At 62.6% G+C, this 21,326-nt stretch carries 20 protein-coding genes; 11 read left to right on the top strand and 9 right to left on the bottom strand.

Annotated features, from left to right (window positions below):
- Positions 1-25 precede the first annotated feature (25 nt).
- The 5 genes from AC4D6D_RS21930 (at position 26) to AC4D6D_RS21950 (ending at position 3,789) form a co-directional block, all read left to right on the top strand.
- Entirely contained in the window at positions 26-916 is an 891-nt protein-coding gene (locus AC4D6D_RS21930) for an N-acetylmuramic acid 6-phosphate etherase (protein WP_186829918.1), read from the top strand.
- 6 nt (positions 917-922) lie between these two features.
- Positions 923-1,651, top strand: coding sequence for a GntR family transcriptional regulator (locus AC4D6D_RS21935; protein WP_491327634.1), 729 nt, complete (start codon positions 923-925; stop codon positions 1,649-1,651).
- 107 nt (positions 1,652-1,758) lie between these two features.
- Positions 1,759-2,316: a nuclear transport factor 2 family protein gene (locus tag AC4D6D_RS21940; RefSeq protein WP_491327635.1), complete on the top strand. Its 558-nt coding sequence runs from the start codon at positions 1,759-1,761 to the stop codon at positions 2,314-2,316.
- On the top strand, positions 2,313-3,209 hold the full coding sequence (locus tag AC4D6D_RS21945; RefSeq protein WP_491327636.1) for an SDR family NAD(P)-dependent oxidoreductase: 897 nt from the start codon (positions 2,313-2,315) through the stop codon (positions 3,207-3,209). Before AC4D6D_RS21940 ends, AC4D6D_RS21945 begins: the two co-directional genes overlap by 4 nt.
- On the top strand, positions 3,199-3,789 hold the full coding sequence (locus tag AC4D6D_RS21950; RefSeq protein WP_491327637.1) for a nuclear transport factor 2 family protein: 591 nt from the start codon (positions 3,199-3,201) through the stop codon (positions 3,787-3,789). Before AC4D6D_RS21945 ends, AC4D6D_RS21950 begins: the two co-directional genes overlap by 11 nt.
- A 94-nt stretch (positions 3,790-3,883) precedes the next feature.
- Here AC4D6D_RS21950 and AC4D6D_RS21955 read toward each other — a convergent pair whose 3' ends face one another.
- Complete coding sequence (locus tag AC4D6D_RS21955; protein ID WP_147217177.1) at positions 3,884-4,147, bottom strand: hypothetical protein; 264 nt, start codon at positions 4,145-4,147, stop codon at positions 3,884-3,886.
- A gap of 174 nt (positions 4,148-4,321) precedes the next feature.
- Entirely contained in the window at positions 4,322-5,008 is a 687-nt protein-coding gene (locus tag AC4D6D_RS21960) for a TetR/AcrR family transcriptional regulator (protein ID WP_491327638.1), read from the bottom strand.
- A gap of 32 nt (positions 5,009-5,040) precedes the next feature.
- Here AC4D6D_RS21960 and AC4D6D_RS21965 point away from each other — a divergent pair, with 32 nt between their 5' ends.
- From AC4D6D_RS21965 to AC4D6D_RS21980, 4 genes are all read left to right on the top strand, one after another.
- On the top strand, positions 5,041-6,207 hold the full coding sequence (locus AC4D6D_RS21965) for an efflux RND transporter periplasmic adaptor subunit (RefSeq protein ID WP_491327639.1): 1,167 nt from the start codon (positions 5,041-5,043) through the stop codon (positions 6,205-6,207).
- Positions 6,208-6,213: 6 nt separating this feature from the next.
- Entirely contained in the window at positions 6,214-9,411 is a 3,198-nt protein-coding gene (locus AC4D6D_RS21970) for an efflux RND transporter permease subunit (protein ID WP_491327640.1), read from the top strand.
- Positions 9,412-9,413: 2 nt separating this feature from the next.
- Entirely contained in the window at positions 9,414-10,886 is a 1,473-nt protein-coding gene (locus tag AC4D6D_RS21975; RefSeq protein WP_491327641.1) for an efflux transporter outer membrane subunit, read from the top strand.
- 375 nt (positions 10,887-11,261) lie between these two features.
- Positions 11,262-11,492, top strand: coding sequence for a pectate lyase (locus AC4D6D_RS21980; RefSeq protein WP_491327642.1), 231 nt, complete (start codon positions 11,262-11,264; stop codon positions 11,490-11,492).
- Positions 11,493-11,569: 77 nt separating this feature from the next.
- On the opposite strand, the gene AC4D6D_RS21985 is transcribed toward AC4D6D_RS21980, so the two are convergent.
- The 6 genes from AC4D6D_RS21985 to AC4D6D_RS22010 all read right to left on the bottom strand — a co-directional run bounded on the left by AC4D6D_RS21985 (position 11,570) and on the right by AC4D6D_RS22010 (position 19,262).
- A complete protein-coding gene (locus AC4D6D_RS21985; protein ID WP_491327643.1) occupies positions 11,570-12,217 on the bottom strand; it encodes a YbhB/YbcL family Raf kinase inhibitor-like protein in 648 nt (215 codons plus the stop codon).
- Between the two features lie 47 nt (positions 12,218-12,264).
- The gene (locus AC4D6D_RS21990; protein ID WP_491327644.1) at positions 12,265-12,513 is read right to left on the bottom strand and encodes a hypothetical protein; all 249 of its coding nucleotides are present in this window, start codon (positions 12,511-12,513) and stop codon (positions 12,265-12,267) included.
- Between the two features lie 9 nt (positions 12,514-12,522).
- Positions 12,523-12,705, bottom strand: a complete 183-nt coding sequence (locus tag AC4D6D_RS21995; RefSeq protein ID WP_491327645.1) for a hypothetical protein — start codon at positions 12,703-12,705, stop codon at positions 12,523-12,525.
- Between the two features lie 66 nt (positions 12,706-12,771).
- Entirely contained in the window at positions 12,772-16,923 is a 4,152-nt protein-coding gene (locus AC4D6D_RS22000; protein ID WP_491327646.1) for a bifunctional nitrate reductase/sulfite reductase flavoprotein subunit alpha, read from the bottom strand.
- A gap of 212 nt (positions 16,924-17,135) precedes the next feature.
- Positions 17,136-17,933: a transporter gene (locus AC4D6D_RS22005; protein ID WP_491327647.1), complete on the bottom strand. Its 798-nt coding sequence runs from the start codon at positions 17,931-17,933 to the stop codon at positions 17,136-17,138.
- Positions 17,934-17,999: 66 nt separating this feature from the next.
- Positions 18,000-19,262 carry a hypothetical protein gene (locus AC4D6D_RS22010; RefSeq protein WP_491327648.1) on the bottom strand — a complete coding sequence of 421 codons (1,263 nt, stop codon included), beginning with the start codon at positions 19,260-19,262 and terminating at the stop codon, positions 18,000-18,002.
- Between the two features lie 63 nt (positions 19,263-19,325).
- On the opposite strand from AC4D6D_RS22010, the gene AC4D6D_RS22015 reads away from it, so the two are divergent.
- On the top strand, positions 19,326-20,066 hold the full coding sequence (locus AC4D6D_RS22015) for a response regulator transcription factor (RefSeq protein ID WP_491327649.1): 741 nt from the start codon (positions 19,326-19,328) through the stop codon (positions 20,064-20,066).
- 318 nt (positions 20,067-20,384) lie between these two features.
- Complete coding sequence (locus tag AC4D6D_RS22020) at positions 20,385-20,588, top strand: response regulator transcription factor (RefSeq protein WP_491327650.1); 204 nt, start codon at positions 20,385-20,387, stop codon at positions 20,586-20,588.
- Here AC4D6D_RS22020 and AC4D6D_RS22025 read toward each other — a convergent pair.
- Positions 20,554-21,324, bottom strand: coding sequence for a 4'-phosphopantetheinyl transferase family protein (locus AC4D6D_RS22025; protein ID WP_491327651.1), 771 nt, complete (start codon positions 21,322-21,324; stop codon positions 20,554-20,556). The two genes, AC4D6D_RS22020 and AC4D6D_RS22025, sit on opposite strands and share 35 nt — an antisense overlap.
- Positions 21,325-21,326: the final 2 nt, after the last annotated feature.

A 21,326-nucleotide genomic window follows, 5' to 3' on the forward strand; every position in this document is an offset into this window, starting at 1 on the left:
TCCCGTGAAAGGGATAAAGGATATCATGAACACTGAAGCGCTCGACGCCCGTTACCGCGATCTCGACCTCTGGCCGACAGAACTGGCCGTGGAGGCGATGCTCGAAGGCCAGATGGCGGCCATTGCCGCGATCCAGTCGCAAACCGCCGCCATCGCCCGTGCCGCCGAAGCCGCGGCCGAGCGGCTTGGCGAGAAGGGCAGGCTGGTTTTCGTCGGCGCGGGCACGTCCGGTCGCCTGGCCGTCCAGGACGGCACCGAACTCTATCCGACTTATGGATGGACGATGGACCGCATGGTCTTCCTCATGGCGGGCGGCATGGGCGCGCTTACCGAGGCCTATGAAGGCGCCGAGGACGATGTCGAGATGGGCCGCACCGACGTACGTTCGCATGGCATCGGCCCTTCGGACGTGGTGATCGGCGTCGCCGCCAGCGGTCGCACGCCTTACACCGTTGCCGCGATCGAGGAAGCCCGCGCCGCCGGTGCCCTGACGATCGGCGTCGCCAACAACCCCGGCACGCTCCTGCTCGGAAAGGCGGAGCATGCGCTCCTGGCCGTCACCGGCAGCGAGATCGTTGCGGGGTCCACCCGCATGAAAGCAGGCACCGCGCAGAAGGCCGTGCTCAACCTGCTTTCGACCGCGATCATGCTGCGCCGCGGTCTCGTCTATGAGGGGCGCATGGTGGCCATGCGCATTTCCAATGCGAAGCTCTTGCAACGGGCGCGGATCATGGTTCAGGATATCGCCGGGGTCGATGCCGAGGTGGCTGCCGCCGCACTGGAAGCGGCGGAGAACGAGATCCGGCTCGGCGTGATCGTCGCGCGGGGCGTCCCGGTCGAAGAGGCGAAGGCGCTGCTGGAGGCTAACGGGGGCAATCTGCGTCACGTCATGCCGATGCTGGAAAAGCGAGACTGATCGACGATGCGCGACATTGCCTGGACCAGCAGCGAGGAAGGAACCCCTCTCTACCTGCAACTCGCCCGCAGCCTGCGCGAGCATATCAGCAGCGGGGCGATCGATCCGGGCAGTGCGCTCCCGTCCGAGCGGGATCTCAGTGAAATGGCGGGCCTGTCGCGCGTCACCGTGCGCAAGGGTATCGAGCAGCTGATCGAGGAAGGCGTGCTGATCCGCAAGCAGGGGTCCGGCACGTTTGTCGCCCGGCGGATCGAGGCGCCCGGCTCCCGGCTCAGCAGCTTCAGCGACGATACCCGTTCGCGCGGAGAGGATCCCAGCGTGGTCTGGATCAACAAGTCCTATGCCCAGCCGACCGAGGAGGAAGCCGCTGCGCTCGAAATCCCGGCCAATGCCTCGGTCGCGCGGCTCGGCCGGGTCCGGCTTGCAGGTGGCGAGCCTCTGGCTATAGAGCATGCGGTTATCCCGGCCCAGTTCATGCCGGACCTCGGTGCGCTGGGAGACTCCCTTTATAAAGCCTTGGATGTATACGGATTTCGACCGACTTCGGGAATCCAGCGTGTCCGTGCCTCGCTGGCCACGCCGACCGAGGCGGGCATTCTCTGCGTGAAGCAGAATTCGGAAGTCCTGCGGATAGAGCGCAAGACCCGCATTCCGGATGGTCGCATCGTCGAATTCACGCGCTCGGTCTATCGCGGCGACCGCTATGAGTTCGTTACCGACCTCAAGCAGATATAACGCCCTTCGCTTCGCCCCGGCGATAAGCGGTCAGCGGCGCGATCCATCGCAACTTTGCGGCGCCGTTTCGGGATAGCCTCCGGTCCATAGTTCGGACGGAGAGGATAATGAGCGCTGACATCGAGTCTCGTGCGGTTCGGGACATGCTCGATCGCGAGGCGATACGCGACTGCGTCGCCCGGCTCGCACGCGGTGAGGACCGGCGGAGCGCCGACCTGATCCGAAGCTGCTGGTGGCCGGAAGCACGCTTCGATTACGGCGTCCATAGCGGCGACTTCACAAGCTACCTTGCCTGGGTGGTGCCCGGCGCCGATGCCGTCCGGAATACCCAGCACCTGATCGGCCAGTCGGTGATCGTTCTCGAAGGAGATCGGGCGAGGGCGGAGACGCACGTGTTCTCGTACCACCGCATCAAGGCGGACTCCGGCGGCCAGACTGGAGACCGCGATACCTGCATCGGCGGGCGCTATCTCGACCGTTTCGAGAAACGCGATGGCCTATGGCGCATTGGGGAGCGCGTGTTGCTCTACGACTGGGAGCACGAATGGGGATCGGCTGCGGACTGGTCGCAAGGGGTGATGGGTTATCCGTTCGGTGGTGATCATTTTCCGGGCCGTGCCAAGGGCGATTTCAGCGAGGCCTGGTTTGCGGGAGAAGCCGCATGAACGCGCCGCTCACGGGGAAAGTCGCACTTGTCACCGGCGCCAGTCGCGGCATCGGCAAGGGCATCGCACTTGTGCTCGCGGAGCAGGGGGCGACGGTCTACGTCACCGGACGGACCGTGCGCGAGGGCGATTACTACCTGCCCGGAACGATCGGGGGCACTGCCGCCGCATGCGACGAACGTGGGCGGGCAAGTGGTGGCAGGGGCGTGGCCGTAGCCTGCGACCATGGGGACGATACGGCGGTGGCCGCATTGTTCGACCGGATCGAACGCGAGCAAGGCCGCCTCGATATCCTGGTCAACAATGCCTTCACGATCTCCGAGGACTTGCTGGAGCCGAAGGGGTTCTGGGAAAAGCCTTTGTCGAACCTCGAGATGTGGGATGTCGGAGTCCGGTCGAATTACGTGGCCGCCTGGCATGCCGCGCGGATCATGGTTCCCCAGGGATCCGGCCTGATCGTCGCGATTTCCGGTTTTGCCGCCGTGACTTACACTTACGGCGTAGTGTTCGGTACTTCCAAGTCCGCCGCCGACCGCATGGCGCGCGACATGGCGATCGAACTGGAACCGCACAATGTGGCCTCGCTGACCCTCTGGCAGGGGCTGACGCTCACGGAAAAGGCGCGGGACAATCTGGCGCGGATGGGCGATCGCATGACCAGATCGATCACCGCGATGCAGGGCAGCTCGGTCGAGCATCCGGGACGGGTGATCGCCGCGCTCGCGGCCGATCCTGAGATCATGAAGCGCTCCGGCGGCGAGTTCGTCACTGCCGAACTGGCGCAGGAATACGGCATCACCGATGTGGACGGCGCCGTGATCGCCTCGGCGCGGGCACGCCGGGGGTCGCCGATCTGGCAACCGATTTCGGAGGTAGACTATCGTGGCAAGTGAACGCGATGCCCGCCTGGACGCCCTGCTGGACAAGCAGGATATTAGCGAATGCCTCGCCCGGTTTTCGCGCGGAATGGACCGCTTCGACCGCGCGATCTACCTTTCGGCCTTCCACGAGGACGCCGAAGTCGCTGCGGGGCCGTTCGTGGGGACTGCCGCGGATTGCTGGAACTGGGCCGTGCCGGTGCACCGATCCGGACAGATACTCACGCACCATACGCTGCTTCAAAGCACGATCGACCTCGACGGCGACACTGCCCATGCCGAGACATACTACCAGTTCGTGGGGCGGAACCTCGACGAGAGCCTGTGGATCGCGGGTGGACGCTATCTCGACCGCTTCGAGCGGCGGGCCGGAGAATGGCGGATCGCGTTACGCACGAACCTCATCGAGTGGGCGCATACTCCACTACGGATGGCGGTGCCTTTTGAGGATATACCGGATGTTGCCTTGAACGGCGTTTCGAGTCGCGATCCCGCCGACCCTTCCTACCGGCGCCCATTGGTAAACCGGCGGCTTCCGAACAATCCAGCGGACGGTTTACAGCAATTAATTCAAAGTAATAAAGCACAATTCTGACAATGCGCGCGAAGTCTCCCGTGTAAAAAAAGACCGCGCCAGATGGACGCGGTCTATCATGCCGGCATTCCTATCGGTTCGAGAACCGTATGGCTCAGTTCACGCGATGCCGGTGTTTGCCGCCGTACTTCTTGCCGCAGAACTGTTCAAGCTCGCGCATTTCCGTCGCCGCCGCAGAGGCCAGCGCACTGGCGCAGGGCAGGTGGGTTTCGGCGTCGGCGATACGGGCTTCCACCTTTTCCCGCAGCTCCTCTATATCGGCGCGGGTCAGTACGTTCTTCTCTCGCAAATAGCAGATCAGGCTCTGGAGAAGGATCATGGCCTTCTCGCCCGAGTCCACTTCATTCTTCTCGATCATAACAGGCATCCTCCGGCGCGACGTTATCGGGTGTCGCGTTGGATTCAGAATGATACGAAACGGCACTTATGTCCAGCCTTTGACCGCACCGCAAAGCAACAATCGTGCAGAATTGCACGTTGTTCGGGAAATAAATGCATTATTTCCCTGACTGAAATGGCAAGCCAGTTTAGATCAAGGGGTTAACTCAGCCATCTCTTTGCGGAGGATCAGGATCATATGGTCCCTGATCGGCCCGTGCGCCTTCTCCGGAGAGAGTTCCATCATGACCATCATGCCCCATGACAGCATGAAGATCAGGTCGACGACGATGGAGCGCCGGTCCATCGTCGCATCGGGAGACAGGGATTCCAGCGCCGAATCCAGGCGGGAGCGCACCCTCTCGTCGGCCCTACGGTTGATCTCGGCGATGATCGGATTGCGCCCCACTTCGGCTAGCAGTTCCGCCATCAGGCGCCTGTCCTCGGCAGTGGGTTCTTCCGAGCAGATACGTTCGATCCATGTGCGAATGGCAACGATGTCCTTGGCAGCCACGGCCTTGTTCAGCTGTTCCTCATCCAGCCAGGCATTGAGATTGGCTTCGCAGATGGCTGCAATGATGGCTTCCTTGTTCGCAAAATCCCGGTAGATTTGCCCGACCTTGATCCCGGAGGCGAGTGCGATCTGTGCCATTCCCGTGCGATGAAAGCCCTGTTCCACGAAAAGCTTCCGGGCCGTGTCCAGCAGATGCTGCCGCCGTGCCACGGACCGTGCAGCGCGCGAGCGGTCCATAATCGTTTCGTCCTGCACTGCATCCTCCTTGCCTTGCAATCGTTGCTGCGACGCAATAAACATCGCGCGAATCAATGAGTGAACATTCACTCACGTTTTAACTCTCTTTGCGAGCGTGTTCCATGAAAAAGATCACACCGGCTTTTGCCTTGCTCCTGTCCGCCTGCGGCGGCGGAGGTGAGCAGCAGGCTCCTGCCGGTCCCCCCGAGGTCGGTGTCGTGACCGTGAAGGAGGGGGCCGTAACGCTCAGTTCGGAACTTCCGGGGCGGACCACCGCTTTTGAAACCGCCGATGTCCGCCCTCAGGTAAACGGGCTGATCCTTCAGCGCCTGTTCCAGGAAGGCGACATGGTGCGGGCGGGGCAACCGCTTTATCGCATCGATGCGTCACCTTACGAGGCCCAGGTGGCCAGCGCGCGTGCCGCGCTCGTCCGTGCACGCGCCAATATCGCGAACACTGCCGCACTGGCTCGCCGCTACGGTGAACTGGTGAAGATCAATGCGATCTCGCGTCAGGAAGCGGAAAACGCCGTCGCCAGCGCCGCACAGGCCAAGGCGGATGTCGCCGCTCAGGAAGCCGCGCTGCGCAGCGCGCAGATCGACCTCGGCCGCACCACCATCCGCGCGCCGATTTCGGGCCGCATCGGCCGTTCGACTTATACGGTCGGCGCGCTGGTTTCGGCTTCCCAGACCGATCCGCTGACCGTGATCCAGCGTCTCGATCCGATCTTCGTCGACATCCAGCAGTCCAGCGCGGACGTGCTGCGCATGCGTCAGGAGCTGCTTTCGGGCAATCTCTCGCAAAGCGGCGGGACGCGCGTACGCCTGAAGCTGGAAGACGGCAGCACTTATGGCGAGGAAGGCACGCTCAAGTTCACCGACGTCACTGTCGATCCCTCGACCGGAAGCCAGATCGTCCGCGTGCAGTTCGGCAATCCGCGCGGCCTTCTGCTGCCGGGTATGTACGTCCGTGCGGACCTTGTTGAAGGCACCCGGAGCAACGGTATTCTGGTCCCGCAATCGGCCGTCAGCCGCGACGAAAAGGGCAATCCGACGACGCTCGTGGTCGGCACCGGCAGCAAGCTCGAAGCGCGCAAGCTCACGGCGCCGCGCACGGTCGGCACAAACTGGCTGGTCACGTCCGGCCTGAAGCCGGGTGACAAGATCGTCGTCGACGGCGCGCAGATGCTTCGCCCCGGAATGCCGGTGAAGCCGGTCGCGGCGCAAGCCGCAAAGCCCGCTGCGGGCGCGCCTGCCCAGCAGGGCCAGAGCGCCGGACAGGGTCGGTAATCGATCATGGCACGCTATTTCATCGACAGGCCCATCTTCGCATGGGTCATCGCCATCGTGCTGATGATGTTCGGCGCGCTGGCGATCCGCAGCCTGCCGGTCTCCCAGTTCCCCGAGATCGCGCCGCCCACCGTGACGATCAGCGCCACCTATCCCGGTGCCGACGCGGAAACACTGGAACGCACGACCACGCAGATCATCGAGCAGCAGCTCAAGGGCATCGACCACTTGCGCTACTTCTCGGCGCAATCGTCTTCCGCCGGTAACGTCAGCATCACCCTGACCTTCGAGCAGGGCACCGATCCCGACATCGCCCAGGTCCAGGTTCAGAACAAGCTGCAGGCAGCCACCGCGCTGCTGCCGCAGGAAGTCCAGCGCCAGGGCGTCACCGTCGCCAAGTCGGCGGCGAGCTTCCTGCTGGTCGCGGCGATCTATTCCGAGGACGGCAGCCATAGCGCCAACGACCTGTCCGACTATATCGTCAGCCAGGTACAGGACCCGGTCAGCCGCATCAACGGCGTGGGCGAACTTCAGATCTTCGGTACCCAATATGCCATGCGTATCTGGGTCGATCCGCTGAAGCTGCGCAGCTACAACCTGACGATCGCCGACGTGACTGCTGCGGTGCAGGCACAGAACGCGCAAGTTTCGGCCGGCCAGATCGGCCAGCTTCCTGCCTCCAAGGAGCAGGAACTTAACGCGACCGTTTCGGTCCAGTCGCGCCTCCAGAGTCCGGAGCAGTTCGGCAATATCCGTCTGCGTCAGGGGCAGGACGGCTCGGTCGTGCGTCTGCGCGACGTTGCGCGCGTCGAACTTGGTGCCGAAATCTACGGCTTCGATACGCAGTACAACGGCAAGCCGGCATCCGGCTTTGGCGTCAAGCTCGCGTCCGGCGCCAACGCGCTCGATACCGTCGACCTCGTAAAGGCCGAAGTCGAGCGCATCGCCAAGAACTTCCCGCAGGACGTGAAAGTCGCCTATCCTTACGACTCCACGCCCTTCGTCCGTCTTTCGGTCGAGCAGGTGGTCCACACTCTGTTCGAAGCGATCGTGCTCGTCTTCCTCGTCATGTTCCTGTTCCTCCAGAACTGGCGCGCGACGATCATTCCGACGATCGCGGTTCCGGTCGTGCTGCTTGGCACTTTCGGAGTCATGCAGGCGTTCGGCTACTCCATCAACACGCTCACCCTGTTCGGCATGGTGCTGGCGATCGGCCTGCTGGTCGATGACGCCATCGTCGTCGTCGAGAACGTCGAACGCCTGATCCAGACCGAGCACCTGAAACCGAAGGAAGCGGCGCGAAAGTCGATGGACGAGATCAGCGGCGCGCTGATCGGCATCGGCATGGTGCTATCGGCGGTGTTCCTGCCGATGGCGTTCTTCGGTGGTTCCACCGGCGTCATCTATCGCCAGTTCTCGATCACGATCGTCTCGTCGATGGCGCTCTCGGTCATGGTCGCGCTGATCCTGACCCCCGCGCTCTGCGCCACGATCCTCAAGCCGCACGATCCGAGCAAGAACGAAGGCAACGGGCTGCTGGCCCGCTTCTTCCGATGGTTCAACGAGAAGTTCGACCTCGGCACCGCAAAGTACGAGAAAGGCGTCCGCAATTCGGCTCGCAACTGGAAACGTTCGGGCATCGTCTACCTGCTGATCGTAGGTGCCATGGCGCTGATCTTTACGCGCCTGCCCAGCGGGTTCCTTCCCGACGAGGACCAGGGCACGATGATCGCGCTGGTCCAGGCTCCTCCGGGTGCCACGCTGCCTCGCACGCAGCGCGGTCTGGACGTGGTTCGCGACCACTTCCTGAAGGACGAGAAAGCGAACGTCGCCTCCGTCTTCACCATCAGCGGCTTTTCGTTCAACGGCCAGGGCCAGAATGCTGGCATGGCCTTCGTCAAGCTCAAGGACTGGAAGGACCGCAGCGGTGCGGAAAACCGGGCGCCTGCTCTGGTCGGCCGAGCCATGGCCAAGTTCTCGCAATATCGTGACTCGACGATCTTCGCGCTGGTTCCGCCGGCGGTGCAGGAACTGGGTAATGCGACAGGCTTCGATCTCTGGCTCGTCGATCAGAACAATATAGGTCACGACAAGCTCATCGCCGCCCGCAACCAGCTTCTGGGCCTAGCCGCTCAGGACAAGCGCGTGGCTCAGGTTCGTCCCGTCAGCCTCGACGATGCACCGCAGCTCGATGTCCAGGTCGATCAGGACAAGGCCGGGGCGCTGGGTCTCGACCTGAGCGCGGTCAACAGCGAAGTCTCGACCGCGTGGGGCAGTGCCTATGTGAACGACTTCCTCGATCGCGGACGCACCAAGCGCGTCTATATCCAGGCGGACGAAGCCTATCGTTCCTCGCCGGAGGCGATCGGCAACTTCTACGTCCGTGGAAGCGGCGGGCAGATGGCGCCTTTCAGTGCCTTCTCGACCCTTTCGTGGAAGCTGGCACCGGTCATCCTCACTCGTTACAACGGCCGCCCCGCGGTGCAGCTACAGGGTGCTCCGGGCGCGGGTGTCAGCACCGGCGCAGCGATGGAAGCCATTGCCGAGATGCAGCAGAAGCTGCCGCCCGGCACTGCGCTGGAATGGACGGGTCTGTCCTATGAAGAGCGTCTCTCCGGCGGTCAGGCACCCGCGCTCTACGCCCTCTCGCTCTTCGTGGTGTTCCTGTGCCTCGCAGCGCTTTACGAAAGCTGGTCGGTGCCGATCGCGGTCATCCTGGTCGTTCCGCTCGGCGTCATCGGTGCCGTGCTCGCCGCCAAGCTCACCGGTCTCAACAACGACATCTACCTCCAGGTGGGTCTGATCACGACGATCGGCGTCTCGGCCAAGAATGCGATCCTGATCGTCGAATTCGCCGAGGAACGCGTCCAGTCCGGCATGAATGCCTTCAGCGCGGCCATCGAGGCGGCAAGGCTGCGCCTTCGCCCGATCCTCATGACCTCGCTGGCCTTCGTGTTCGGCGTGCTGCCGCTGGCGGTCTCGACCGGCGCAGGGGCAGGGGGGCAGAATGCCATCGGCCGCGCGGTCGTGGGCGGTATGCTGTCGGCCACGATCCTTGCGATCTTCCTGGTCCCGATGTTCTTCGTGGTTGTCAGCCGTTTGTTCAAGCACGGCCAGACCGACCGGGATGAGCAGCAGGAAGCGCCTGTCGAAACCGAAGCCGGTCCTCGCTCCTCCGACGGCAACGAGCCGCAGGGAATCTGAACATGAAAAAATCCCTTATAGCCCTGATTGCCGGCACGACGATGCTGGCGGGGTGCAACTTCGCGCCGCGCTATGAGCGGCCCGTGGGGGCCGTCCCCGTGACCCTGCCGCAAGGCGGGGTCTATCCGGCGGCCGCAACCGATGCCGTGGATGTCAGTCGTATCGGTTGGCGCGATTTCTTCCTCGATCCGCGCCTGCGCCAGGTGATCGAGACCGGTCTTGCCAACAACCGCGACCTTCGGGTCGCGGCGGCCAACGTGCTGCAGGCGCGCTCGCAGTTGAAAGTGCAGCGTTCGCAGTTGTTCCCGACGGTGAACGCCGGCGGAACCGCGACCTACACCAACAACATCATGGGTGCTGCGGGCGGGGCAGGGGCTGGTGCCGGGGCTGGAAGCACCTCCTCGGATATCGAGATCTATCAGGCGACCGCGGGAATCTCCGCATTCGAACTCGACCTGTTTGGCCGCATCCGCAACCTGACGCGGGCTGCCCAGGAGCAGGTCTTCGCCAGCGAGGAAGCGCAGCGCTCGGCGCGCATCAGCCTGATCGCGGAAATTGCCACGGCATGGCTGACCCTGGCTTCGGACAACGAGCAATTGCGCCTCTCGCGTGAAACGCTCAAGACCTTCGAAGACACGCTGCGCCTGACCAAGGAGCAGTTCCGTATCGGCGTGGGCTCCGAACTGGAAGTGCGGCAGGCCGATACCAATTACCAGAACGCGGTGAACGATATCGCCACGCTGGAGGCCAGCGTCGCGCTCGACCAGAACGCGCTGAACCTGCTCGTCGGCACGACGGTGCCCCAGGACCAGTTGCCTGGCGGCCTGACGGCCGAAGCCATGACTCGCGATGCCTTGCCGTCGGACGTCTCTTCCGACGTGCTGCTGCGTCGTCCGGATGTGCTGCGCGCCGAGCACCTGCTCATCGCCGAGAATGCCAATATCGGCGCGGCGCGCGCCGCTTTCTTCCCGACGATTTCGCTGACGGGCACGGTAGGGACACTGAGCACGGCCCTGTCCGGACTCTTCAAGTCCGGTTCCTATACTTATTCGGCATCGCCGGGTCTCTCGCTGCCGCTGTTCGACGGCGGGCAGCGTTCGGGCAATCTGGCTTATGCAAAAGCCTCGCAGCAAGCCGCCGTGGCGACTTATGAAAAAGCGATCCAGACCGCGTTCCGCGAAGTCGCCGACGCTCTGGCGCAGCGCGGCAAGATCGGGGAACGCATTGCCGCCCAGTCCAATCGCGCAGAGTCCGCGAGGGTTGCAGCACGGTTGTCCGATGCCCGGTTCAAGGCAGGGGTGGATTCGTTCCTGACTTCGCTTGATGCGCAGCGCACGGCCTATGCCGCCGAGCAGCAATTCGTAACCACGCGTCTGGTTCAGGCCAGCAATCTCGTGGAACTGTACCGCTCGCTGGGAGGTGGGCTAGCAGACGAGCAGACAGCTTCAACCGCAGGAGCGCTTCCGGCGAACTGATCTTGAGGGGGAGCTTCGGTGCAGGATTGTGCATCGGCTCCCCTTGTTGAGGCGCAATGTCTTTGAAGGCGCCGCTTTCGACCCGGTAGGGCAGAGTATCATCTCTACGATGACCGTGTGCTGCCTTCCTTTCCGTTTGAAGTCCATGACATAATTGATAATATGTATTATGTAAAATCATGGATGGCGACAGGGGGTGGTCATGCTGGATACGTCTTCTGCCGAATGCCCATCCCGGATCGAACTTCGAGCAACTCGAAAATTGATAGTATAAGCTTGAAATCTGCGCTGTATGAAGACCGTTGGATGCGGTAGTCTTCCCTTGGCAGTGCACATCGCCGATACGATGGTCAGCTTCCAGACCCCTGCAGGTGGATGGAGCAAGAACCAGGACCGCGCAGACCCGGCGCGCCCTACGACGACGTGGTGTCCGGCCAACCGATCTTCGGGGACAAGGACCGCACGATCCACGATGACGTGAACCAGATATCGGTCGGCCGCCGCAACGGCTACAACTGGTGGGTGACGCAGCCGCAGGAAGCTCTGGATGCCTACGCGCAGTGGAGCAAAGAAAAGGGAACGTCAGCAGCACGGCCCGCGCGTTAGCCTGCCCGCCCTGCTGACCATCGGGTCGTGACTTCAAGCAGGGCCGTTTCGTCGCCGGGCAAGGACGAAACGGAGTGTCAGGCGGTCTGCATCCCCGGTCCGCCTGCCGTCACGGACGTTTCCGTTACGCCCTCGACCCGCAGGGGTTCTTCGCGCGAATAGGTACCGACCAGCATCCCTGCCGCAAGGACCCTTCCGGTGATCGCGCTGACGACTTCCGAGCGGCCGGGATTGTCGTCCACGTCAACGGCTTCGGAGAGCGCAAAGAGCTGGAATACGTAATCGTGAACGCCGTGGCCCGGCGGCGGGTCGGGCGGCAACCAGCCTTCGAGGAAGAAGCTGTTGCGCCCGACATCGCGCCCATCCGCCGTGCCGAAGCCGTCGGCCACGATTTCGCCTTCGGCAAGCCTTCGCACACCTGGCGGCAGGTTCCAGATCAGGGCGTGAACCATCGGTTGCGGCGCCGGTGCATCCGGGTCTTCCACAAGCAGGACCAGGCTTACCGTTCCCTCGGGAACCCCGCCCCAGACCAAAGGCGGCGAAACGCCCTCTCCGTCGGCGGTGAATCTTTGCGGCAGACGACCGCCATTGGCAAAGGCCGGACTCGACAGATCGATGAAGCCCGACCCGGGCATGACGTCATCCTGCACGATGGCGAGTTTGGCATGGCCGGCCCGCACGTTGGTCATAAGCGATCCAAGCCAGCGGGGGAGATGTTCCAGCATAAGGTCTCCAGAGTTTGCGGAAGGGACCGTGTGCCGGTCCCGCGCCTTCATTCGCTTTCGTAATCCTCGTCGTCGTCCTCGGGCGCCTTTTCATCGTCGAGGTCGAGGAATTCGAGCGGGTCCAGTCCCAGATCGGCCACAACCTCCACCGGGCTGCCGATGACCGTGATTTCTTGCCCATCATCCAGTTCTATGAGCGTCGTGTCGTCATCCCCACCTTCGGCAATGCTTACGACTTCGGCGGAATCCACCTCGATTTCGTCGCCTTCCAAAGTTTCAAACGTCGCTGACGGCATGTGCTACTCCTAGTCGAGAGAACCACCGAACTCGCCAGTCGCACTCCGGTTCCGCGACCGCACGGTGTCGCGGCGGAAAAGCAGCCAGTCCAAAAACGACCGGGCTCGCACATCCACGGGCTGCGCCAGGCGCTTGTCCTCGCCGCCCAGCAGGCCGACGTCAGATGCGGGCCGCGTTTCCTTTTCCGTCATCACTGACCTCCGCAACCAGAATATCAGAGGAACGCCCGCGGATCGATCTCGGTTTCATCGATCATTTCAATAAACGTCACGAACGTAGCGCCGGTCTTCCCGCATCTGGGCAATGTAATCGTCGGCCATGTCCGGCTTCATGCCGCCATGTGTCGAAACGATCCGCCGCAAGGCAAGATCGACATCCTTGGCCATTCGGCTCGCATCGCCACAGACATAGAAATGGGCGCCGCCGTCGATCCAGCGCCAGAGCTGCGCCCCTTCCTCGATCATCCGGTCCTGCACGTAGACTTTTTCCGCCTGATCGCGCGAAAAGGCGAGGCTAAGTCGGTCGAGGTGGCCGGAGCGTCGCCAGGCCTCGATCTCGTCTCGATAGTAGAAGTCCGTCGCTTCGTGTTGTTCTCCAAAGAAAAGCCAATTGCTTCCGGCGGCGCCTGTTGCCTCACGATCGTGCAGGAATCCACGGAACGGCGCGATCCCGGTTCCCGGCCCGACCATGATCGCCGCGCGGGTGGGATCCGCAGGCGGCCGGAAATGTGCGGCCGGTTGCAGGAACACTCCCGCACCGATAGCTTCCGCGCGATCGGCCATGAAGGCCGAGCAGACGCCGCTGCGTCTACGGCCCTTGTTGCTGTAGCGCAGGACGGAGACTGTGAGTTGCACTTCGTCCACCTGGGCGCGAGGGCTGGACGCGATCGAGTAAAAGCGTGGCTGGATCGGTCGCATGACCTGCTCAAGATCGGCGAAATCGAGCCGGACCCCGGTTTCGTGCAGGATGTCGGCGATCTGATGTTCGCGCAGGAAGCGATCGTATTCCGGCTTGCGCTCAGGATCGAGGAGCGGTGCGAAAGCGGCTTCCGGCAAACGATCTGCTATTAACTCCAATATGTTACGAGTAATTTTTGAGATATCCCAATAACGCAGAAGTGCATCGTGGAGGGGCACATCGCCGACCCCCTTTACGGCCACCGGCCGTTCCCGATCGAGTTTCAGCAAATCCACGATCTCGCTGGCCAGTGCCGGACAGTTTACCGGCCATACCCCCAGCGCATCCCCGGCCCGGTACGTAAAATCATGTCCGGCCAGATCAAAGCCGAACTGCCGGACCTCCTTCTGCGCGCCGAGGCCGCTCAGCAGAATATTACGGACCATCCGCGCGTGCAGCGGGGTCTTGCGGCTGTATGCGATCCTCTCGGGCGCCGCAGCCGGCGTCGCTACCAACTCTCGAACAGGTTCGACAGACGGCGTGACGGACAGGGCGCTAAGCACATTATCCAGCCACTGACCGGCAGCTTCCTCGTAATCACGCTCGCAATCGACACGGGGAGCAAGGCGAAATGCTCCAAGTTCTTCCAGTCTTTTATCGAGGTTACGGCCGAAACCGCAGAATTGACCGTAACTGGAGTCACCGAAGGCAAGCACCGAATAGCGCAAATCCGCCATCACCGATGGCGCCTCGCCTGCAAGGGAGGACCAGAACGCTTCCCCGTTGTCCGGCGCATCACCATCGCCGAAAGTGCTGGCGATAAACAGCGCCTGACCGACTTGAACCAGTTCCGAGGGTTTCACGTTGTCGAGGGACGCAAGCCGGACCCGGCAGGACTGGCCCTCGAGCCTTTTTGCGCATTGTGCCGCAAAGTCTTCCGCCGTTCCGGTCTGGGAGGCCCAAAGCACCATGATCTCGCCACAGGAGGTCACGGCAGGAGCCGAAGGCAAGATTTCGCTACGCAAAGGGTCTTGCGAAGACTCAACATTGTTGAAAAGACCATTCAACAATCCGTTGATATAATGACGTTTATTATATTCAAAAGGAGCGTTTTGCGGCAATGTCGGGTTGCGCACCGGCTGCTCGCGATTTCGCAGACCCGTTATGAAGCCGGACAGATAGCTTTCCTCCTCGGGCAGCAGTTGCGGTGCCTTCTGCAATGACAAGTTCATGACCTCGGCGAATGCGTCGATAGCGGATTGCGGAGATGACGGCTGATGCCGTCCCACGGGTGAAGGCGCAGAAGAGGCCGGTATCCGATCGTCCGCAGCCAAAGCCGTGGGCAGTTGTTCGACCGGTCCCGACAACCGGGTCACCGCGACGGCCGAGAACTTGAATTCCGGTTGCAGTGACAACGGGTCGACCGCATCGCTCGTCACGGCATTGACGGCAAGATCTTCGCCGAAGACGTCGTTCCAGTGAAACGGCGCGAAGCAGTTGCCGGCGCGGACGCGATCGGTCACGACAGCCGGAAGCACCGCCCTCCCCCGCCGCGAGCGCAGTTCGACCCTGTCTCCCTCACCTACCCCAAGCGCGGCGGCATCTTCGGGGTGGAGTTCCAGAAAGGGGCCGGGATTGAGCTTGTTGAGCGTGGGCACTTTCCCGGTCTTCGTCAGCGTGTGCCACTGGTGCTGGAGCCGCCCCGTGTTGAGCACCAGCGGGAATTCCGCATCGGGCATCTCCGCCGCGGCCATGTGCGGTCGCGGGAGGAAGCAGGCCTTGCCGGTCCCGGTCGGAAAAGCGATCGGCGGACGGCTTCCATCCGCTTCGATCCACTCGGACTGGCTCACCCCATCGTTGCGGTAGCGGATCGGATTGCGGTCGCTTGCGGCATCCGGCGGGCAAGGCCATTGCAGCGAGGTTTCGCGCAGCCGCTGATGGCTGGCGCCGCGAATGTCGTAGCCGGTTCGCGGGTTCCGGAAGCAGCGGATTTCCTCGAAGACCTCCGCCGCCGAAGTGTAGGAGAAGGCATCGGCATAGCCCATCTCGCAGGCGACGCGGGCGATGATCTCCCAATCCGCCATCGCCTCGCCGGGGGGATCGACCGCCTTCTGCATCAGCGTGAGGTTGCGCTCGGAATTTATCATCACCCCTTCCGCTTCCGCCCAGAGCGCACCGGGCAGGATCAGGTCGGCATGACGATTGGTTTCGGTATCGACGAAGACATCCTGCGCGATCACGAGTTCGGCCGCTTCCAGCCCCGCCACGACCGTCTTGCGGTTGGCCACGCTGGCAACGGGATTGGTGCAGATGATCCAGCAGGCCTTGATGCGCCCCGCGGCCATGTCCTCGAACATCGCGACGGTTCCCCCGCCCGCTTCCGTCCTGAGGGTTCCGCGAGGAACGCGCCACAGATCTTCCACGAAATGCCGGTCGGCCTCGCTGGTTGTCGCGCGCTGGCCGGGAAGGCCCGGCCCCATGTACCCCATCTCCCGCCCGCCCATGGCGTTGGGCTGCCCCGTCAGCGAGAACGGCCCCGCGCCGGGACGGCAGATCGCCCCGGTGGCGAGGTGGAGATTGCAGATCGCATTGGTGTTCCACGTGCCGTGGGTGCTCTGGTTGAGCCCCATGGTCCAGCAGGTCATCCAGGCACCCGCGTCGCCGATCCATTCGGCGGCCTGGCGCAAGTCCGCCTCGGCAAGGCCGGTGAGTTCGGCCACTCTTGCAGGAGCGTAGTCGGCGAGGAAGGCGGGCATATCCTCCCAGCCTTCGGTATGGGCGGCGATGAATGCGGTATCGATCCGGCCCTGCTCCGCAAGCAAGTGCAACAGCCCGTTGAGCAAGGCGAGGTCGGTGCCGGGGCGGACCTGAAGAAACAGGTCCGCCTTGTCTGCGGTGCCGGTGCGGCGGGGATCGACGACGATCAGCTTCGCGCCGGCCTTCACCCGGTCCATCATCCGCAGGAACAGGATCGGATGACAGTCGGCCATGTTGGCGCCGCTCACGAAGAACAGGTCGGCCTTGTCGAAATCCTGATAAGATCCCGGCGGCCCGTCGGCGCCGAGCGAGAGCTTGTAGCCGCTCGCCGCGCTCGCCATGCAAAGCCGCGAGTTGCTCTCGATATTGTTGGTGCCGATGAAGCCCTTGCAGAGCTTGTTGGCAAGATATTGCGCCTCCAGCGACATCTGCCCCGAGACGTAGAAAGAGACGGCATCCGGGCCGTCGCGGTCAACGATCCGGCGCAGGCCCTGTGCGGTGCGCGTGATCGCTTCGGCCATCGGGATTGCGCCCTGGTCACCGGTTCCCTCGATGCGGGCATAGGCCGTCTCCGCGCGTCCCGGCGCGGTGACCGGGACGTGGCAGGTACTGCCCTTGGTGCAAAGGCGGCCGAAGTTGGTCGGATGGTCCTTGTCGCCCGTAACCTTGACGATGCGCCCATCCGCCACGTCCATGACGATCCCGCAGCCGACGCCGCAGTAGGGACATGCGCTCTTGACCTTGCTGCTTGCCACGTCTTCCCCAAACGAAAAAACGCCACCGGCCGGAACCCTTTCAGGTTCGACCGATGGCGTCGTTGCCTTGCTCGCCAGTCCTTACGAATTACCGATGCGGACTGCTGGATCCCGATCCGCCCCTTTGCGGGCCGAAATCCGATTTGCCAGTTATCTTGCCGTAACCCCGGGTTCGCTGCAAGAGCCCGTTTCGCAGTGCAGCACGAAACAGGTCAGAACCTGCGGGACACTCCCAGATAGACTTCGAGATCGTCGCTGTCCCGATCAAGCCCGGCATTGGCGCCGAGATCGACCTGGAAATTGTCTGAAGTCTGCCAGGCAAGCGACAGGCCGGAAACGTGTTCCAGATGATGATCGCCCGTTTCGCGAACTGCGCTAAACTGGTACTCGGCGGTCGCGGTAATGGCCTCGGCGAGCTTGACCGATACCCCGACGACATCGCTGAACTTGAAATGGCGGCCGTGCCGGTCCTCGTCGACGTCGGCATCGAACTCCGGCACCGCTTCCAGACTGACGACCGGTGACAGTTCGTAGGAGAGCGGAATCCTGACGCCGCCACCCCAGTCGCCTCCCCCGATCGCGGCACCGCCTGTGGGCAACGACACGAACGGCATTACCGCCGCCGAAAAGCCCGAACCGTCGGGATTGGCGAGGTTGCGCCGCAAGGCCAGCGTCATGTCGCCGGTGCCGCTGCGATGGTCGATCTGCCCGCTCTGGCGATCGCGCGTCCGTACCAGGCCGAGGCTCTTCCAGCCGACCTGGACTTCGGCATGGTCCGCCACGCCCATGCGCAGCAGGACATCGCCGAGCACGATGGTATCCTCGCGTTGCGAGGAATCGCGGCTCACGGTCCAGTCGCCGAGGCCGGTTTCCAGCGAGAGGCGGCCCGGCTCCATCGTGCAGGCGGGGGTGCCGATACCGGGCCGGTCCGGGCAGTAATCGCGATCCTGCGCCATGGCCGTGGTCGGAGCCGCTATCATGACGGCCAGAAGAATAAGTCGAAGTTGCATGACACGCCTTATAGACGACTGACGACCATATCGTCCGTCGCGCACACATGTTCCCGGCAATCGATATTAGCGGGTATAGCGCCCACGGCCGAATTCTTCGGGGAGCAGAGCGGTCCCGTCGATCCGTAAGGTGAGGTGTTCGAAAGGCGGTGCCATGAGTTGCTCGGTGTCTATGGAAAATCTGATAGTTCCATATCTGACAGGAGGAATGCCGATTTCCACCTCTCGGCCAGGCGCGTAAGGAGCGCCGAGCGTTGCCGTAAGCTGCGCATCATTGCCGAAATCGGCGAAGAGCGCGAGTCCATCCCCGGAGGTCATCGCTTCGACCGCTTTGCCGTCACCGGACCGCAGCCCGATCTTCACCCCCCGCGCCCCGTCGCCCGACTTCGGGTCGATCACCTGGACAGCCAATCCCGGTTTCCAGCTTTCCGGTGCATCGGGGTTGACAGCCTGCCGCTCGCGAATACTGCAAGCTGGCGGGAGAACGGGGTCCGAAAGGTCGGGCGGGGTCAGACCCGCAGCAGCGGCGGCGCTGCGGGCGGCATCGCTCGCCTCGTACCATGCCGCAGCGACCCGGTGCGCTTCACGCACGGCAGCTTCGTCGGTACTGTTTCCAGCCATGATCCTGCGGGCAGCCTCCTCCATACGGGATCGGGCTTCCCGTGCCGAGGACAGCGCAGCTTCGGCTTTGCCGCGAAGTTCCTCCGGGGCAGGCTTCCTGTCCGCAGTTCCATCGCCGATGGTCGGGACAGGTGCGGTCACGCTCACGCTCACGTTGTCAGTTAGAAACGGACAGGCAGATCGCACCGCGTCCTCGTTTGCGTCGTGCTCGGCATCGAGGCGCGATTGCTCCTCTGCCGCCGACCAGGGCTGCATATCGAGATAGGCGAACAGCGGCTTGTTCCGATCGGGCTGCCGTGCCGCCAGTACGATCCGGTCGTTCACGCGGCGCCAGGTGCCGTTCGCGAACTGGTCCAGCGCGCCATAGGACATGTACCACTCGAACGAACCATCATCGCGAAGCAGCAGTTCGGAGCCGGTCTCCATAATTCCGGAAAGGTAATAATGGCCGACGAACGCAGGATCGACACTGTCCGCAGCTGCGGCAACGGGCGGCGGGTCCGTATTTTGCGCCGCAGCCGACGAAAGCGCGAACTGTACGGTCAGGAAGGTTGCAATGAAATATCGGCACCGCATGGCGAAAGGTTTACCCTGTGGGTTTCGCCCTGCAACTGTGAATTGCGGAAAATCCCCCCCGAAAAGACGGAACCTGTCAAATTTGGATAATTTACAATAAGCTCGGCTTGGAATTAACCTCAACCCGATCATTTTTCCGAGTTCTGTTGGGCGGAACGGATTCTTTCTCGGATATCGCGCTTTCCGGAAGATGCGATGAAGAAGAGAGGCCTGCGGACGACAATGACTACGGTAGTATCGGTAGCCATCAGGAATTCGCTGATCCGCGAAGGTGTCAGGCGTATCCTTTCGGATTCGGGGTTCACGCTGGATGAACCCGTTGACGATCTTGAGAGCCTGTCTTCTCCGCCCGCCGCAGACACCGGTGAACATCTCATCGTCGTCGACGGCTCCCTGCTCGGAAGAGATGGCCCGGCCGTGGTCGGGGATATCCTCCATCGCTTTCCGGACGCGAGGGTGATCGCGCTGGTTTCGACGTTCGAGTTCACCGAAATGGCGGCGATCTATGCCGCCGGGGCCTATGCCTATTTTCTCGATCAGATTCCCTATCAGTCGCTTGTAGCGATGATGCAGATGGTCGCCGTCGGTCAGAAAGTCGCGCCTCCGGAGATCATCGACCTGCTGGACAACCTGTTGCTGCTCACCGAAATGCCCGCGCAGCGCCACGCCACACTGGCTTACGACTTGGGCGAAAGAGAGTGGGAAGTTCTGGGCGGGCTGGAACGCGGCCTCCCCAACAAGACGATTTCGCGTGACATCGGCATCAGCGAATCCGCAGTCAAGGCCACCGTGAAATCTCTGCTCAAGAAGCTGTCCGTCACCAATCGGACCCAGGCCGCCGTGCTGGCACGCGAACTCGCGGTTCAGGGCCAGGCTCGCTTTGCCTGTCCCCGTCCGTCGAGCGAAGTCCTCCTCCCCACGATCCTGCGCCCTTGAGCGCTTCGAGATGCAGGAGCGCATGGGTGAGGTCAACTCGCCCGACGATGCTGTGTGCAATCGTGAACATACCTCGGACGGTTCATCCTAAATAACACGCGGTCGAATAGGGATAGTCGCCAGGTCCATGCGGGCCCCGAGAAATGACACCAGAGTCCATACGGCTCCTTCGAGAGGCCAAAATATAGCGTGACTCGAATCTTCGCCGATGCAACATTTGTCTATGAGGCTCAACATGGTCTCAACGGAAGGTAAGGGGGGCAATAAGCAACATCGAAATCTAGGGGGAATTTCATGTACAGATTTGACAATGAAGCTGTGCAACTTACCGCTCGTGAACTGGACGTCCTGCGCTTCGTGGCGATGGGCCGTTCGGCGAAGGAGACGGCGATCGAACTCAACATCGCGCCCTGCACGGTCGAAAGGCATGTCGAAAACGTCCGCCTGAAGACCAGAACGCGCAACCGGGCGCACATGATCGCCCATGTCATCCGCGAGGGACTGCTGCAACTTCAGCAGTAGGAACCCGAGCGGGAAGAGGACACGCAGCTACGTGTCGATGGATCCGATAAGACCGGTTCGGGGGTATGCATCGGGCCCAGGCGACCAGATCGTCGTCCTTCAGGTCGTAGACATGGCTCTCGATAGAAGAGCCCTCGATTTCAACCAGAACCGACCCCGGGTCTAAGTCGCATTCGAATGATGCAGGTGCAATCGTCAGGCCGCTTCCAAGCGCCTTGACGCAAGCTTCCTTGCGCACCCATGCGGTCAGAAAGGCGCGGTGCGGGTCTTTCGCCTGAGAGAGACGGGTGCGCTCGGCCGGCGTGAAATGGAGTTCGGCCAAGTCTTGGGCATCCGGAAGCGTCCGCATGGGTTCCAGATCGACGCCGATCGCGCGATCCTGGGACCAACCGACCAGAACGCGGCGCCCGCCGTAGCTCAGGCTGCAATGAATTCTCGGGAAATCCCGGAGGCCCGGTTTGCCATAGGCGTTCGCCTCGTAATGCTGTTGACCTGTCGGGATACCGAAGAGGCTGTCAGCCAGGAGGCGCAGGGCACCATGAGCCGCGCGATAGCGGCGGGCGAAGAATTCATCACGGAAACGGTCTGCCCGAGCATTCTCCCCGTCGGAAAGGCAGGCGGGCAAGCGCGGGTCCAGAGCTTCCGGGACATCGATCAGCCAAACCCCGAAAGGTGCGGGCAACCGCCTCCCCATCAGGCCCAGGCCGATCGGCACCCTGTCCTTCATGGTGCTCATCG

Source organism: Novosphingobium sp. BF6 (assembly GCF_058273105.1).

What these genes read in the sequence shown, in the direction of transcription:
- AC4D6D_RS22015 (WP_491327649.1), top strand. Translation starts at nt 19,326, where the DNA reads ATGAAGAAGAGAGGCCTGCGGACGACAATGACTACGGTAGTATCGGTA.
- AC4D6D_RS21930 (WP_186829918.1), top strand. Translation starts at nt 26, where the DNA reads ATGAACACTGAAGCGCTCGACGCCCGTTACCGCGATCTCGACCTCTGG.
- AC4D6D_RS21945 (WP_491327636.1), top strand. Translation starts at nt 2,313, where the DNA reads ATGAACGCGCCGCTCACGGGGAAAGTCGCACTTGTCACCGGCGCCAGT.
- AC4D6D_RS21955 (WP_147217177.1), bottom strand. Translation starts at nt 4,147, where the DNA reads ATGATCGAGAAGAATGAAGTGGACTCGGGCGAGAAGGCCATGATCCTT.
- AC4D6D_RS21965 (WP_491327639.1), top strand. Translation starts at nt 5,041, where the DNA reads ATGAAAAAGATCACACCGGCTTTTGCCTTGCTCCTGTCCGCCTGCGGC.
- AC4D6D_RS21995 (WP_491327645.1), bottom strand. Translation starts at nt 12,705, where the DNA reads ATGACGGAAAAGGAAACGCGGCCCGCATCTGACGTCGGCCTGCTGGGC.
- AC4D6D_RS22005 (WP_491327647.1), bottom strand. Translation starts at nt 17,933, where the DNA reads ATGCAACTTCGACTTATTCTTCTGGCCGTCATGATAGCGGCTCCGACC.
- AC4D6D_RS21940 (WP_491327635.1), top strand. Translation starts at nt 1,759, where the DNA reads ATGAGCGCTGACATCGAGTCTCGTGCGGTTCGGGACATGCTCGATCGC.
- AC4D6D_RS22025 (WP_491327651.1), bottom strand. Translation starts at nt 21,324, where the DNA reads ATGAGCACCATGAAGGACAGGGTGCCGATCGGCCTGGGCCTGATGGGG.
- AC4D6D_RS21935 (WP_491327634.1), top strand. Translation starts at nt 923, where the DNA reads ATGCGCGACATTGCCTGGACCAGCAGCGAGGAAGGAACCCCTCTCTAC.
- AC4D6D_RS21975 (WP_491327641.1), top strand. Translation starts at nt 9,414, where the DNA reads ATGAAAAAATCCCTTATAGCCCTGATTGCCGGCACGACGATGCTGGCG.
- AC4D6D_RS21990 (WP_491327644.1), bottom strand. Translation starts at nt 12,513, where the DNA reads ATGCCGTCAGCGACGTTTGAAACTTTGGAAGGCGACGAAATCGAGGTG.
- AC4D6D_RS22010 (WP_491327648.1), bottom strand. Translation starts at nt 19,262, where the DNA reads ATGATCGGGTTGAGGTTAATTCCAAGCCGAGCTTATTGTAAATTATCC.
- AC4D6D_RS21985 (WP_491327643.1), bottom strand. Translation starts at nt 12,217, where the DNA reads ATGCTGGAACATCTCCCCCGCTGGCTTGGATCGCTTATGACCAACGTG.
- AC4D6D_RS21980 (WP_491327642.1), top strand. Translation starts at nt 11,262, where the DNA reads ATGGAGCAAGAACCAGGACCGCGCAGACCCGGCGCGCCCTACGACGAC.
- AC4D6D_RS21970 (WP_491327640.1), top strand. Translation starts at nt 6,214, where the DNA reads ATGGCACGCTATTTCATCGACAGGCCCATCTTCGCATGGGTCATCGCC.